We start from the raw sequence: 1,203 nt of genomic DNA, 5'->3' as shown, positions 1-1,203 counted from the left end.
ATGGCCAAAGAGAAGTTTTCGCGCACGAAGCCGCACTGCAACATTGGGACGATCGGCCACGTCGACCATGGCAAGACGTCCCTGACGGCGGCGATCACGAAGGTGCTGGCGGAGTCGGGCGGGGCCACGTTCACGGCCTACGACCAGATCGACAAGGCGCCGGAGGAGAAGGCGCGCGGGATCACGATCTCGACGGCGCACGTGGAGTACGAGACCACGAACCGGCACTACGCGCACGTGGACTGCCCCGGCCACGCCGACTACGTGAAGAACATGATCACGGGCGCGGCGCAGATGGACGGCGCGATCCTGGTGGTGTCGGCGGCCGACGGCCCGATGCCGCAGACGCGCGAGCACATCCTGCTGGCCCGCCAGGTCGGCGTGCCGGCGCTGGTGGTGTTCCTCAACAAGGTCGACATGGTCGACGACGAGGAGCTCCTGGAGCTGGTCGAGCTGGAGGTGCGCGAGCTTCTCTCCAAGTACGACTTCCCCGGCGACGACATCCCGATCACCAAGGGCTCGGCGCTGATGGCGCTGGAGGACAAGGAGCCCAAGATCGGCCGCGAGGCGGTTCTGGCGCTGATGGCGACGGTGGACGCCTACATCCCGCAGCCGGAGCGTCCGATCGACATGCCGTTCCTGATGCCGATCGAGGACGTGTTCTCGATCTCGGGCCGCGGCACGGTGGTGACGGGCCGGGTCGAGCGCGGCATCATCAAGGTGGGCGAGGAGGTCGAGATCGTCGGCATCCGTCCGACCACCAAGACGACGGTGACGGGCGTCGAGATGTTCCGCAAGCTGCTCGACCAGGGCCAGGCGGGCGACAACGTCGGCGTTCTGCTGCGCGGCACCAAGCGCGAGGACGTGGAGCGGGGCCAGGTGGTGTGCAAGCCGGGTTCGGTGAAGCCGCACACCAAGTTCAAGGCCGAGGCCTACATCCTGACCAAGGAGGAGGGCGGTCGCCACACGCCGTTCTTCACCAACTACCGGCCGCAGTTCTACTTCCGCACCACGGACGTGACGGGGGTGTGCACGCTGCCAGAGGGCACCGAGATGGTGATGCCGGGCGACAACGTGACCATGGACGTGGCGCTGATCGTGCCGGTGGCCATGGAGGAGAAGCTGCGCTTCGCCATCCGCGAGGGCGGACGCACCGTCGGCGCCGGCGTCGTCGCAGCCATCAACGAGTAATACACGCGCGAG

General features: G+C 67.2%; 1 protein-coding gene. It reads left to right on the top strand.

Features of this window, described 5'->3' with window-relative positions:
• The gene (gene tuf / locus MOX02_RS30645) at positions 1-1,191 is read left to right on the top strand and encodes an elongation factor Tu (RefSeq protein WP_147029517.1); all 1,191 of its coding nucleotides are present in this window, start codon (positions 1-3) and stop codon (positions 1,189-1,191) included.
• Positions 1,192-1,203 lie beyond the last annotated feature (12 nt).

Origin of the sequence: Methylobacterium oxalidis (assembly GCF_007992195.1) — a bacterium.
GTDB lineage: Bacteria > Pseudomonadota > Alphaproteobacteria > Rhizobiales > Beijerinckiaceae > Methylobacterium > Methylobacterium oxalidis.
The sequence above is the reverse complement of the archived record's forward strand: the minus strand, read 5'-3'. Positions and strand labels throughout refer to the sequence as shown.

Coding starts and splice junctions, on each gene's coding strand:
- tuf (WP_147029517.1), top strand. CDS start 1: ATGGCCAAAGAGAAGTTTTCGCGCACGAAGCCGCACTGCAACATTGGG.